Source organism: Rubritalea tangerina, assembly GCF_042683245.1.
Taxonomy (GTDB): domain Bacteria; phylum Verrucomicrobiota; class Verrucomicrobiia; order Verrucomicrobiales; family Akkermansiaceae; genus Rubritalea; species Rubritalea tangerina.
The window spans coordinates 88162-100971 of sequence record NZ_JBHUJB010000035.1 but is presented as its reverse complement, the minus strand read 5'-3'; the positions used below and the strand labels follow the sequence as shown (position 1 = coordinate 100971).

Annotated in this window: 12 protein-coding genes; all 12 read left to right on the top strand. The window is 44.1% G+C overall.

Translation table 11 applies throughout. From position 1 onward, the window contains the following. The first annotated feature begins 18 nt into the window (after positions 1 to 18). The 12 genes from ACFSW8_RS08605 to fcl all read left to right on the top strand — a co-directional run bounded on the left by ACFSW8_RS08605 (position 19) and on the right by fcl (position 12774). A complete protein-coding gene (locus tag ACFSW8_RS08605) occupies positions 19 to 1485 on the top strand; it encodes an oligosaccharide flippase family protein (protein ID WP_377177974.1) in 1467 nt (488 codons plus the stop codon). Positions 1486 to 1492: 7 nt separating this feature from the next. Continuing rightward, positions 1493 to 2545, top strand: a complete 1053-nt coding sequence (locus ACFSW8_RS08600; protein WP_377087261.1) for a glycosyltransferase family 4 protein — start codon at positions 1493 to 1495, stop codon at positions 2543 to 2545. Next, complete coding sequence (locus ACFSW8_RS08595; RefSeq protein WP_377087260.1) at positions 2542 to 3384, top strand: glycosyltransferase family 2 protein; 843 nt, start codon at positions 2542 to 2544, stop codon at positions 3382 to 3384. The genes ACFSW8_RS08600 and ACFSW8_RS08595 overlap by 4 nt, the downstream gene beginning before the upstream one ends. Positions 3385 to 3388: 4 nt before the next feature. Then, the gene (locus ACFSW8_RS08590; RefSeq protein WP_377177972.1) at positions 3389 to 4276 is read left to right on the top strand and encodes a sulfotransferase domain-containing protein; all 888 of its coding nucleotides are present in this window, start codon (positions 3389 to 3391) and stop codon (positions 4274 to 4276) included. Between the two features lie 17 nt (positions 4277 to 4293). Continuing rightward, positions 4294 to 5430 carry a glycosyltransferase family 4 protein gene (locus ACFSW8_RS08585; RefSeq protein WP_377087257.1) on the top strand — a complete coding sequence of 379 codons (1137 nt, stop codon included), beginning with the start codon at positions 4294 to 4296 and terminating at the stop codon, positions 5428 to 5430. 17 nt (positions 5431 to 5447) lie between these two features. Next, on the top strand, positions 5448 to 6248 hold the full coding sequence (locus tag ACFSW8_RS08580) for a sulfotransferase family protein (protein WP_377087255.1): 801 nt from the start codon (positions 5448 to 5450) through the stop codon (positions 6246 to 6248). A 52-nt stretch (positions 6249 to 6300) separates the two neighbouring features. After that, a complete protein-coding gene (locus ACFSW8_RS08575; RefSeq protein ID WP_377087253.1) occupies positions 6301 to 7674 on the top strand; it encodes an O-antigen ligase family protein in 1374 nt (457 codons plus the stop codon). 16 nt (positions 7675 to 7690) lie between these two features. Further along, positions 7691 to 8836, top strand: coding sequence for a glycosyltransferase family 4 protein (locus ACFSW8_RS08570; RefSeq protein ID WP_377177970.1), 1146 nt, complete (start codon positions 7691 to 7693; stop codon positions 8834 to 8836). Beyond that, a complete protein-coding gene (locus ACFSW8_RS08565; protein WP_377087244.1) occupies positions 8833 to 9990 on the top strand; it encodes a glycosyltransferase family 4 protein in 1158 nt (385 codons plus the stop codon). Before ACFSW8_RS08570 ends, ACFSW8_RS08565 begins: the two co-directional genes overlap by 4 nt. Then, entirely contained in the window at positions 9987 to 11102 is a 1116-nt protein-coding gene (gmd, locus tag ACFSW8_RS08560) for a GDP-mannose 4,6-dehydratase (protein ID WP_377087242.1), read from the top strand. Before ACFSW8_RS08565 ends, gmd begins: the two co-directional genes overlap by 4 nt. A 45-nt stretch (positions 11103 to 11147) precedes the next feature. Further along, positions 11148 to 11558, top strand: coding sequence for a GxxExxY protein (locus ACFSW8_RS08555; RefSeq protein WP_377087240.1), 411 nt, complete (start codon positions 11148 to 11150; stop codon positions 11556 to 11558). Positions 11559 to 11727: 169 nt separating this feature from the next. Continuing rightward, the gene (fcl, locus tag ACFSW8_RS08550; protein WP_377087238.1) at positions 11728 to 12774 is read left to right on the top strand and encodes a GDP-L-fucose synthase; all 1047 of its coding nucleotides are present in this window, start codon (positions 11728 to 11730) and stop codon (positions 12772 to 12774) included. The last annotated feature ends 36 nt before the right edge of the window (positions 12775 to 12810 follow it).

The following is a 12810-nucleotide window of genomic DNA, read 5'->3' as shown; positions in this document are numbered from 1 at the left end:
ATAAGGTTAGTTTTGGCCATGAGTTCGCATAAACGCGCTTTGAGTGGGATGCTTTATGCATCTGGATCTCGAGTTGTTGGGCTCTTAGTTGGAGTAGGGCGTGTAAAGCTTCAGGCTATCTTCATAGGCGCTAGTGGGGTTGGTATGGTGAATTTACTTAAGTCCATCATCGACTTTATTTTATCCATATCAGGCTTAGGGATTCTTCCTTCCTTGACGCGTGAAATTTCTCAAGCGGTGGAGCGTGGGGACTTGGCGCTCGTGACTTCGCTCATAAGGACTGCCCGACTTATGTTGTTTGGTGTCGGGTGTGTGTGTGCAGTGGGGGTGATTATATCGGCGCCAGCGATCAGTGGTTTTATGGTTGGGGATGGTGCTTTGGTTCTCTATCTGCGCTGGCTGTCTCCAATGTTGCTTTTGCCGGCATGGGAGGTGCCTAATCGAGCATTTTTGCTTGGATTAGGGGTGTTGAAGAGTATTGCGTTCTTGAATGTTGGATCAGCATTGCTTGCCCTGCTGTTTGGGGCGGGGCTCTACCCAGTTTTGGGATATGGGGCGATTGTTCCAATGATGTATGTGTTAGCTCTAGCGCCAGCAATCGTGAGTTGGCAGTTGCTTAAGAAGGTGTACAGGTGTAACATTTCGTTTCAGCAGACAGAGTGGAAATGGCGGGTGTTGTTACGTTTGGGGCTTGCGTTTATGTGGGGAAATTTTTTGTTTGCGTTAACGATATTATTCATTCGCTCCTCTATTTCATCGTGGCTTTCACTGGAGGCGTTGGGGTTATATACTGCAGCTTATAACTTATCTCTCATGTTTATTAATGTGGTGCGAGGTGCCATATTTAATGATTTTTACCCACGTCTGTCAAAGGCTGCCAGTGATAGTAGGTGCCGTTTAGTGGGGGAGCAGCTAGATCTAGTTATCTGTTTCTTAGTGCCTATTTCATTGATTACTCTTGGTGTGGGATGGTTAATTATGCCTATTTTTTATACCATCGAATTTGTTCCCGCAGTGCCACTGTTACTATGGTTTGTGCTAGCAGGTTTTTTTGAAATGTGTGTGGGAGTATTAATGTCTGTTTGGCCAGCCGAATCGATGGTGAAAAGGGTCACTGTAGTCGAGACGATTAATAATGTGCTCAAGGCGGTGTTTGTGTTGAGTGGTGCCTATCTTTATGATCTAGAGGGGGCTGCCATGGGTTATGTGTGTGCGACATTGTTTTGCTTTTTGCTCCAGCTAGTCCTGTATAGTCGTTTCTATAATGGGGCGGTCGTTTGTGATTTATTTACCAGACATTGGCTATCCTATTGTGTGCTGTTGTTTGGTTTTGTAGCAGCTTATTGGGCTTCAGATTTAATTGGCACAGTGTTTTGTTTTCTTATTTCAGGTGTCTATTTATTTACTCAGAAGGAAGTGATTGGTAGATGTGTAGAAGGAAATTCAAAAGTGGAAGGCTTATTCAAGCGTTTGAAGCTGATTTAGATGGGAGATGAATATTGTATTTGTTCTAGAGCACTGGGGGAAAGGAGGCACTGAAACGTACGTGGAGCGTTTGGGTGCTAAACTTATTGAGATTGGCCATCGTGTGACATTAGTTCTGCTCGGGGGGAGGGAGCCTAGTCGGCAATGGAGTTCTGAAACTTGCCTAGTGCTTGGCTCAAGAAGGAAGCAGCTCAAGAGGCTCAAGTCTATTGTAAATCAGGAAGATGTAGGACTTGTTCATTTACATCTTTATGTCTCGATGTCTATTGTCAGTGTCTATACCAAATATAGTTGCGATGTTCCAGTTGTAGCTAGTTGGCATTTACCGTTGCATGTATGGAATGCTATGCACAAATGGCTTCAGGTTCTCGCGCTGAAGTGCGTTGATGGGGCGGTAGGGGCTTCAGAGCTGACGGCGCGTGAATTGAGTGTTTATAGAGGAGATGTGGTTGCAATTTCTCCGCCTATTACGATTCCACAGTCAGATATGCGACCGGAGTGTAGTGTCGCAGGTAATCATATTGTAGGATGTGGCAGGATGGCCGCTCAAAAAGATTGGCCTACGCTCTTGCGAGCTCTCGCGAACTTGGATAAGCAAGGAGTAGAGTTTTTGTGTACTTTGATTGGGGGGGGGGAGTTGGAAGATGACTACAGATCGTTGAGTGAAGAATTAGGCCTGAAGGATAAGGTAGTGTTTACAGGTCATGTGGAGCCTCAACTAGTCGCAGGCTTGTTGTCGCAGGCCGACTTGTTTGTATTGCCATCCAAGTTCGAAGGTTTTGGTATGGCCGCGGTCGAGGCTATGGCTCTGGGCATTCCTACGATTACCTCAGACTTTCCGGCATCATATGAATTTCTGAAAGAGGGAGAGACTGGTACACATTTTTCGGTGGGAGATGACAAAGCGTTAGCGAAGAGGATACTGTGGCATTTAAAGCATCCCGAGGAATCTCAATCCTTGGGGTTGCAGGGGAGAGAGTTTGTGGTTGGTAACTATGAGGTAGAAGTGATTGCCAAACGTCATTTGACACTCTATGAGAAAATGATTACCCGCCGATGAGCCAACCCTCTAAATCATTAGACAATAGTGAAATTGTTGTTACAGGTTTAATCACTGTCTACAACGGAGCATCTCATATTGCTCAGTCGATAGAGAGCCTGTTGATGCAGTCTTTGAGAAATATTGAGGTTCTTGTTATTGATGATTGTTCGTCGGATAGCACAGTTGATGTGATAAAATCTATTGATGATTCTCGGGTTCGATTAATTGCATCAAAAGAGCGTTTGAAAAGGGCCAAGGCTCTTATGCTAGGTTGTGATGAGGCGAAGGGGCAATTCATCGCGATATTAGATGCAGACGATTACGCTTATCCTGAGCGTTTGGAGAAACAGGTGGCGTTTTTACATGATAATCCAGAGTGTGTCTGGGTAGGGAGTGCCGAGGAGCGTGTGGATAGCCAACGCCATGAGCATGTTGTTCGGCAATACCCGTTAAATGATGAAGGTATGCGCCGCATGGCGAGCAAGTGCATACCCTATTGCCACAGTGCAGTAATGTTCCGGAAAAACTTGATTGAACAGGGACACAATTATGACCCAAGCGTGCCGTATTTGATCGATTTTGAATTTTTTATTCGTGTGGCGAGGTTGGGAAAGGTTGCTAATTTACCAGATAAGTTGGCCAAGCGAGATATTCGGCACGAGAGTTATTTTCAGGGGCAGTTCAAGAGAAAAGATCAGAATAGATATCTAGCCCAACTAGGGCTCAAGGCGGTAAGTGAATTTAAATTGCCCCCATGGTATGCCTTTAACCCTTTGGCTAGGTTGGTCTACCCAAGGTTGCCTGTATTTATGCAGAAATTAGCCCGATTCATGGGGGGGATTAAAGATAAAGGTTAGAGATATGAATAAGGATAGGTCACATTTTTTAGTTATTGGAGCAATGAAGGCTGCATCGAGCTCATTGTTTGATGATTTATGCATACATCCAGAAGTTTTTAAGCCTATTGAAAAAGAGCCTCATATACTGGTCGATGGGCCAGTTGACGTAATTAAGGAAAAATATCATAAGTTTTTTGATCAAGCTCCCAAAGGTGCTCTGTGTGGAGAAGCTTCTACTGGATATTCGAAGTCAATGACATACCCTGATGTGCCAAATTTGGCGATGCAGGTCTTTGGTGCTGATCTGAAAATTATTTATATAATAAGAAATCCACTAGATAGGGCCATTAGCCATCATCGTTATTTGTATACTAGATATAAAGACAGAGATGTTGATTTTAATAATGATTATAGGAGGGGAGAGTACTTAGATTATGGTTTGTATGGTAAGCAAATAAAGTTATGGTCCAATGTTTTTGGCTCTGAGGGTATAAGGGTAGTTACATTTGATAGATATTTACGAGAGAGACAGTCATGTTATGACGACTTGTGTGAATTTTTAAACATTCCATCGATTGAGTTAACCGTTAATACGGTTTCTAATGTGACAGCTGATTTGGCTACACTCCCCCCCTTTATTCAGAGAAGGACTGAGGGCGCATTGTATAAAAATATAATTCGCCCTATGTTGGTGCGGGAGGGCGCTGAGAATAAATCCTATCTAGGTTGGTTACGAAAAAGGTTAAGAAAAAGTCAAAATATTCAGTTCCCCGCTGTTTCAGAGGCTGTGGCTCGTGAATTGTGGAAGGAGTTTGAGCCCGATATAGCGACATTAGGCCAGTGGTTAGACGCTGAAGATTTGGAGTATGTTAAAGGCTGGAGTTGTGATTCTGCATCTTCTATTGCGTAATTTACATTACAGTGAAAATGGGGAAACGACGAGTAGAGGTGATGAAAGGGAGGAGAGTTTTATTCGTGGATCGTGCCTGTGCTGACTCGATATGGACGGTGGTCACTCCTGTGTCACGCCTGTTGTTAGAGAGGGGGGCTCAAGTTTTGTGGGTGCGTATGGTTGCTGGCGAGACGCAAGGTAGAGTCGTGCCACCTGCTGGAGTAGAAGAGGCTTCTGTTGAAGTACCGAGAGATGGGTTCCCCTGTGCATGGATCTGGCAAATGTGTTTTTTCATTCCTAAGTTCCAAAAGTTGCTCAAAACTTGGCGGCCTGACATCGTTCACACTAATTTTATTGTTCCTGGAGGGGTAGCACGATTGATAGGAAAGCAGGCAGCCTGTCGGGTGGTATCGACCCAGCATGAGATGTATGGTTCGCTGAATCCGTTACTTCGGGGCCTTAGTCGCTGGAGTGAGCGCTATGTGGATGTGATGGTGTATGTTTCTGAAACAGTTGCTAAGAGTTATTCAAGCTCTGTGAGGGTCGGAGACTATGGAGGTTCTGAGGAGGTTATCTATAATAGTGTAGATGTGATAGGACTACGAGGCATTGCATCAGCAGTTCTTGAGAAGGTTCCATCTACACTCAGCTGTGTGGGGAGAATGGTGCCGGAAAAAGGTCAGCGTTCATTGTTGGAGGCTTGGAGGTTCGTGGTAGATAAAGATGCATCAGCGGTCTTGCATTTTTATGGGAGTGGGCCAGATGAGCCCCTGCTTCAAGAAAGGGTGATAGAACTCGGGCTGGAAAAGAGCGTGGTGTTTCACGGGTGGGTTGAGAAAGAGGAGGCTGTTCGAGGGATGGCTCGCTCGACAGCAGTGGTGCAACCATCAGACGGTACGCAAGAAGGGTTTGGGTTATCGTTAGTAGAGGCGATGTCGGTAAATGATAATGTGGTGGTCAGTGCGATTCCCGTGTTCCACGAGGTAGTGGGTGACCTACGTGATCATGTGTATTTTGTGAATACACATGATGTGAGGGCTGTGGCGGATATTCTGGTGGAAGTAATGTTGAATCCAGAGCGATGTGTAGCTGACTCTCATAAGGTTTTAGCTGAGCGCTATAGTGAAAGAAAGAATGCTGAAAGTTATATAGGTGTTTATGATTTAATATAGTTTTTATAGATATGAATGTGAAATTATTAATTCATGATTTTTATGTTGGTTTTAGAGCCAAACTCTATCTGTCTCATGTGGGTAAAGTTCTCAGGCGGGCCATACTGAACCATAGGCTTCAAGCAAATCAAGATGTCGCCCCGTGTTTCATTGTTGGTTGTGGGCACAGCGGAACTTCGCTGTTGGTTTCTATTCTAGATGAGCATCCAAAAGTAAAAGCTCTGAATGGAGAAAATTATGACTTTTGGGTCTGGTCTAGTCCACGAAAGATTAGAGAAAAGTTCACTGAGACTTTTCTTAATATAAACGAAGATGCAATGATTCCGTTAGAGAAGACTCCGAAACATATCCATTGTCTTGACGAAATTTTTAGGTGTTACCCTAGAGCCAAAGTTATTTATCTCCATAGAGACCCTAGGGCTGTCGTTCCGTCACTCATGAATAGAGGAAGTAGAGTCAGCCAGGCTATCAATAGGTGGATTTATGATAATAGAGCCATCAAGAAGTATGAGCATGATGAGCGAGTTTGTAAGTTGAGTTTCGAGCAACTAGTTAAATTTCCAAAGAAGAATATAGAAAATATATGTAATTTTTTGGGTGTTGAATTTGATGTGGCAACACTAGAACATCATAAAACTAAAAGGGATTGGTATGGCTCGAATGTGAATCATCGCTTACACGCGCAACGCCGTTATCAGCAAATAAATAAAGCTATAGATGCATCCTATGCAGATAAGTGGAAATCGACAACTTCCCCAGATTTAATAAAAAAAAATAGAGCACAGGTGCTTATCTCAAATGTTGTTGTTGGAGTATGAGGTGTATGAATCATCTATTTGTTAATTTTTTTATATTCCTAAATATATAGGTATGATAGTTGTTGCTTTTCTCGTGGGGTTGTCAGTTTTGTTAGTGGTTGTTAGGCGGCCTCATATAGGTCTCTACATGGCAATAGCAGCGACAGCGGTCTTAAAGTCGCCTGAGTTGCCAATTGTGCGAGAGAAGCTCACCGCTGTTGAGTTTTTGATGGTGTTCACATGGATTGGGATTCTTATAACGGGTATCCCCCAAAAAAAGTTGCCGATGTCACGTGAGGCATCGCATAACAAGGTGTTAGCAATTACCTTTGCTTTATGGGTTTTGCTTTGTGGGGTTGCGCATAATATGATGACGGGTTGGATCTTTGCATCCTCAAGTATGTTAGAGACAGTGAACTATATATACGGGATTTGTATATATCTGACGATATTATATATGGTGCGAGATTGGACAACATGGAGGAATTGTTTGTGGGCTTGGGTGGCAGGAGCAGTTGTAGCTGCGGGTGTAGGGACTATGGCGACGATTGCGCGAGTTCCTGTCTGGGCTATTGAGGATTTCACTGGGCGGGTTAATTCGACATTGAGGAATGAGAATCAGGTTCCATCGTTTTTGTTGCCTATTTTGCCAGTAGTGGTGATCTTATTTGCTTACTCGAATAGAAAGTTATGGCATCGAGTTGCATTACTTGCTTTGTTAGGAGCAATGCTGATAACAGCTGTTGGTACAGGATCTCGCACTGCTATCGGGATGGTGATATTGAGTGTAGGGGGTATTCTTGGTGTCTGGCTCTATGAGGGAAAGACTAGGCAGGTGAAGTTTTCTTTGATTGGGAGTCTCGGTATGGCTTTGGTCGTCAGCACAGTGATGTATTTTGTCGTCGCATTAGCAGCATTTGATGGGAACTATCGTTTGGGGAAAACCCCAGCTTGGCAACGTCCCGCAGCAATGCTGACTAATTGGGTGACAGGTAAGAATGGGTTGGATTCTACTCGACCCGCGCAGATCCAAGCTTCGTTTGAGCATATTGGAAGTTATGCTCTCCTGGGGACTGGGCCGAAATTAGCTGGTAAAAAATTACACATTGAAGAGGTTCATAATACATACGTCGGTCTTATGATTGAGACTGGAGTGTTTGGTATTCTTATCTTTTTAATTTGGCTTTTCCATGCGGCCTGGTTGCCTTTTAAAAAGTTAAGAAAAGAACCCTCTGGATATCATCGAGCCTTATTGTTGGCTTTGATTGCTGGATTTGTAGTGTGCCTGTTCTATCAGAATTTTTGTTTTGGCTTAAGGCAACGTAATATTTGGATTCTTACAGGCCTTTTAGCAGTCACTCCAGCATTGATTGATCGATCTGGAAGACAGCTAATGTGGTTGAAGCAAAAACGCGCAATGATCGAGCAAAAAAAGTCCACCATTTAGAAGCAGATCTAAGAACATGAAAATATTATTTATCGAGAGCTATCCGCAAGTTGTATTTGGCCAGCAGAGAACTATGTTGAGATTGCTCAATGAAGCTGAGGACGCAGGGCATGACTGTGTGGTGATGTGTACAGCAGAAGGTGAATATACAAAGCTTTTGCGAGAAAGTGGATATAAAGTGCTTGTCTGTGAATATCCTAAGGCTTTGGCTTCATATGGAGGAGCCATTTATCGATACAAAGGATGGGCGCGTTTCAAGTGTTACTATCAAGGCTTGATGTACGTTTTAAGCACCTTCAAGCGCATTAGGGAATTAAAAGTTGATGTCATGTACTGTAACGATATGAGAGGTTTACTGACATCAGGCGTGGCGGCTCGGATGTTAGGTGTTCCTGTTGTTATATGGGATAAATTAGACAAACCTCATGGTTGGTTTGATTGGCTTCAATTGCCTCTAGTTACTCGTAATATTGTTATATGTTATGCAGTAGCTTCCAAGTATCCAAGGTGGCAAAAGTCTCTATTTAATCATAAAATTGAAAGAGTCTTTGAAGGGGTTGATTTTAGTACATTTGACCGTTACCAATCCCTTAGAAATGATCTCCCTGCTGATTCTGATTCTATATACATGGCGATTGTTGGAACGATCACGCGAAGAAAGGGGCATCATCGCGTTTTTGATGCGTTGCCTAAGGTTCAGGCGGAGATCCCGAATCTTCATCTATTGGTGATTGGGGAGGTTTCTGGAAATTCCGAAGATGATGAGTATAAAGATGATTTGAAGTTGAAGTCCAATGAACGAGTTCATTACTTGGGGTTTCGTAATGATGTTGGTGATTTGATGAAATCTATAGATATTCTATTAGTGCCTTCATTAAATGAAGGTACCCCGCTTGTCATTAATGAGGCCATGGCTGCATCAGTGCCTGTTGTCGGATCTAGGGCGGGAGGCATTCCTGAGGTTGTGGTTGATGGTGAAACTGGCTACTTATTTGACGGCGATGATACTCAGCAACTAGCGAAGTGTATAATTGAGCTATCAAAAGATTGTCAACTCAGACAAAAAATGGGTACAGAGGGGAGGCGTCGTGCAGAGCTGAAATTTAATAGATCTGTTCAGATGAAACGGGTGGTTGAGATACTGGAGGGCGCAAAGAAATGAGAAAAAAAATAGCTCACTTACAGCTCTTACCGATGTTGAGTGGTGTGCAGCGTGTAAGTTATCAAGAGTTAGCTCATCTAGATGAAGGTATTGAGGCTCATATCCTTTGTAAGGAAAGAGGGGAGCTAGTGACGGAGCTTGAGGCTGTCGGGGTATCGTTTCGAGGTATACCGAGTCTTCAACGAGCCATTCATCCATGGAAGGATTTCCAAGCGTTCTGTCAGCTTTATAGTCTTTTTAAGAGTGAGGAATATGATGTTGTGCATACGCATTCCTCAAAGACAGGTTTTTTGGGGCGATTGGCGGCCAAGTTAGCTGGAGTTCCATGTATTGTACACACTATACATGGCTTTGCCTTTCCTGCCGCGAAGAGCAAATTTGAGTATATTGTCTATTGGCTTTTAGAATGGATTGCGGGACGGTGCTGTGATGTGGTTATCGCACTGACTGAATCTGATCGGTTGATTTGTACAAAATCATTGGGCATTGATGAGAGTTCTGTTAGACTGTTGCCTAACGCTGTTGATCGAACGGTCTATTATCCTGTTAATGAGCTTGATAGAAGTTCGCTAAGGAAATCTGTCTTGTCGGAGGATGTCGATGAAGTTGTGGCAGTAATGGTTGGGAGGATGTGGGAGCAAAAGGCTCCTGAACTTTTTGTACGAGCAGCTATACGAGCCTTTGAGCAATCTGGCAATTTGCGTCTAAAGCTGTATTTGGTTGGTGATGGTGAGTTAAGGAATGGCTTAGAGAAAGAAGTTGCTGAAGCGGGGCTAAGTGAGAGAATAAAATTTTTAGGTTGGCGATCGGATGTTCCTGATATTTTACGTGCATCAGATATTTTTGTCTTGCCCTCTAGGTGGGAAGGTATGCCTCTTGCCATTTTGGAGGCCTTAGCCACAAAGCTGGCAGTTGTGGTAAGCGATATTCCGGGAAATCGAGCGGCATTGGGGCAAAGGGAGTGTGGTGTAACTTTTCCGGCTGAAAGTGTTGATGATTTGTCAACGATTTTAGTACAACTAACCGAGCATTCAGAAATGCGCAGGAAATACGCAGAAAAAGGTTGTCAGCATATATCTGATAACCATGATTTAGAGAATAGAATTTGTAAAATAAGAGACTTATATAATCAGATTCTAAGCTCAAAATTATGAAAAAAGCTCTTATCACAGGCGTGACGGGTCAAGATGGCTCGTATTTGGCTGAATTTTTATTGGAAAAAGGATACGAAGTGCACGGCATTAAGCGTCGGGCATCCTTGTTCAACACGGCAAGGGTGGATCATATCTACCAAGATCCGCACATTGAGGATTCGCGTTTCCACTTGCACTACGGTGATTTGACCGACTCATCGAATTTGATTCGCATCATGAAGGAAGTGGAGCCGGATGAGGTATACAACTTGGGGGCGCAATCGCATGTTGCGGTATCATTTGAGGCTCCTGAGTACACGGCGGATGTGGATGCACTGGGGACTTTACGATTGTTGGAGGCTATTCGGTTTTTAGGATTAGAGAAAAAGACGAGATTTTACCAAGCATCGACCTCGGAGTTGTATGGAGAGGTACGTGAGATTCCACAGACGGAGACGACGCCATTTCATCCTCGTTCGCCGTATGCTGTGGCGAAGATGTACGCGTATTGGATCGCAGTGAATTACCGTGAGTCTTATGGTATTTATGCCTGTAACGGGATTCTGTTCAACCACGAGTCCCCGCGCCGAGGGGAGACTTTTGTGACGCGCAAGATCACACGTGGAATTGCGAATATTTCACAAGGCTTAGAGGAGTGTTTGTATTTAGGGAATATGGATGCTCTTCGTGACTGGGGACATGCGAAAGACTATGTGCGCATGCAGTGGATGATGCTACAGCAAGAGACTCCAGAGGATTTTGTGATTGCTACAGGTAAGCAAATTTCGGTGCGAGCATTCGTGAGTATGTCGGCCAAAGAAGCGGGGATAGAGCTTGAGTTTTCTGGCGAAGGAGTAGATGAGGTCGCTACTGTCGTGGCTGTTGATTCAGCGCTGGCACCAGCAGTGCAGGTGGGTGCTGTGATTGTCAAAGTGGATCCACGCTATTTCCGCCCTGCTGAAGTGGAAACTTTGCTCGGAGATCCAGCGAAAGCGAAGGAAAAGCTTGGTTGGGTTCCTGAGATTACCGTCGAAGAGATGTGCGCGGAGATGGTGGCAAGTGACGTGCAAGTTGCAAAGCAGCATGCACTATTGCAAGCGCATGGCCATCAAGTGTCTGTGGCAGTTGAATAAGTAATTTAGCCGCTGATTACGTAGATTGAGACTGATTACTTTTTTGTGAGATTCCCTAAGCAGGCGTACCCGCACTCTGAGATCACCGAACAAATTATTGGTGCGTCGATGCGGGTGCATTCTGTTCTTAAATCAGGGTTAGTTGAGAAAATATATGAGAATGCGCTGTGTGTAGAACTTGCTCATATGGGTATAGCTTATTCGCAACAGCAAGCCTTTCAGGTACATTATCGAGAGCAGTTGGTCGGTAAGTTGGTTCCTGACCTCCTAGTGGCGAGTGTGGTGATAGTGGATACTAAATGTGTTAGTGAATTGAATAGTAACCATGTGTCACAGATGTTGAGTTATCTATCTGTTACTGGGATGGAAGTTGGATTGGTGATTAACTTTAGAAATAAATCGTTAGAATTTAAACGCATTGCTAGATCCGATAACTTAGGCGCTCATATGCCATAACATAGAGAGGTCTGTTGCCAGAAAGATAGAATTGTTAGCCGCTGATTACATAGATTAAGACTGATTATTTTCTGGTGAGAAACTCTGGAGGGGCATCTGAGAATGAGAATGTAATGTATACGAAATCTGTTTGAATCGGCGAAATCTGTGTCCAAAATAAGAAAGTCAAATGATGAGTTTAGAAAATAAGGAAGCAGAGGAGAATCAGCAATCTTTAATCAGTAATCTTCAATCCTGTCCTCGACGCATTTTTGTAGCGGGGCATAGAGGGATGGTTGGGTCTGCGATTGTGCGTCAATTGGAGGCTGAGAACGAGCGTGTTGGTAAGGTGGTATGTGAGGTGGTGACGCGGACACGATCTGAGCTTGATTTGACTGATCAGGTTGCGGTGCGTGGTTTTTTTCAATCTGAAGCGATTGATGAAGTGTATTTGGCCGCTGCTAAAGTGGGCGGGATTCACGCGAATAATACGTATCCAGCGGATTTTATCTATGAAAACTTGATGATGGAGAGCAACATTGTCCATCAGGCTTATGCTGCTGGAGTGCAGAAGTTGCTCTTTTTGGGGTCGAGTTGTATTTACCCTAAGCTCGCAGAGCAGCCGATGGTGGAGAGTGCCTTATTGGATGGGCATTTGGAGCCAACGAATGAGCCCTATGCTGTTGCTAAAATTGCTGGGATTAAATTATGTGAATCCTACAACCGTCAGTATGGTGTGGATTACCGTTCGGTGATGCCCACAAACCTTTATGGTGAGAATGATAATTTTCACCCTGAAAATAGCCATGTGATTCCGGCGATGATGCGTCGATTTCACGAATCGAAGTTACGAGGTGACCGCGAGGTAGTGGTTTGGGGGACGGGGAAACCAATGCGCGAATTTCTCTACGTGGATGATATGGCAGCGGCTTGTTTGCATGTCATGCAGCTCGATAAGGAAATTTATGAGCAGCACACCCAGCCGATGCTGTCTCACATCAATGTGGGAACTGGGGTGGATTGTACGATTCGGGAATTGGCTGAGACGATGAAGAAGGTTGTGGGTTTTGAAGGCGCTTTACGTTTTGATACGACGAAGCCTGATGGTACGCCGAGGAAATTGATGGATGTGAGTCGTTTGAGAGATTTAGGTTGGCAGTATTCATTGAACCTAGAGGAGGGATTGGAGAAAACCTATGCGTGGTTTTTGACAAATGAGGAGTGCTTGAGGAAGTGAGGTAGGACTTGAATGTTGGGAGATCTTGGGGCAGCT